Source organism: Pararhodobacter sp. SW119 (assembly GCF_017811755.1).
In the GTDB taxonomy this organism is placed as follows: Bacteria; Pseudomonadota; Alphaproteobacteria; order Rhodobacterales; family Rhodobacteraceae; genus Pararhodobacter.
This window is the reverse complement of the sequence record NZ_JADDJF010000186.1, coordinates 1-576: the sequence shown is the minus strand read 5'-3', so window position 1 is coordinate 576 and position 576 is coordinate 1. Positions and strand designations below refer to the sequence as shown.

1 protein-coding gene is annotated in these 576 nt (G+C 66.5%); it reads right to left on the bottom strand.

Features of this window, described 5'->3' with window-relative positions:
* Positions 1-501 (bottom strand): sigma factor-like helix-turn-helix DNA-binding protein (locus IM708_RS21180; protein ID WP_280861234.1); only part of this gene is annotated, 501 nt, incomplete at its 3' end.
* Positions 502-576: the final 75 nt, after the last annotated feature.

Here is a 576-nt window from a genome sequence, read left to right as displayed (position 1 = left end):
CTTCACCGCCCGAACTTCACCGGTCTCGGAATCGATGACATCGATCGCGTCGCCAGCGAAATCGACGAACACCTTCTCTCCACCCCGATGCGTCTGCCGCATCGTCGGGCGGACCCGGCCCTTCCAGGCCTCATAGTGATCGCAGAACCAGGCATAACCGAAGCCCAGCGGATGGGTGGCGCGATATTCCTCCCAGAGCAGAGCCCGCGTCACGCCCGGGCGCCGCAGTTCCCGGTCAACCGCGGCCCAGTCCGGAACCGGCCGCTCCCGATCCGGCACCGATGGGGACGCAGGAAACAACAGCAGTTCGAGGTCGTCGTCAGTCAGGGCGCCGGGCAGCGGCCAGGTCAGGCCAGCCGTCCGCGCCCGCCCGAGATAGGCCCCAACCGTTCCCTTCCCCAGCCCGAGTGACGCGGCGATCGCCCGCTCGCTCAGCCCCTGGGCATACTTCAATCGCAAAACATCGCGTATCCGGCGCATCGACAGTCGTTCCGTTGGCATCCAGGTCCCCTCGCTCAACACGAGGGCACCGTAGCTTCAGACTGTCGGCCAGACCTGCCCGCGATCACGTGGAGT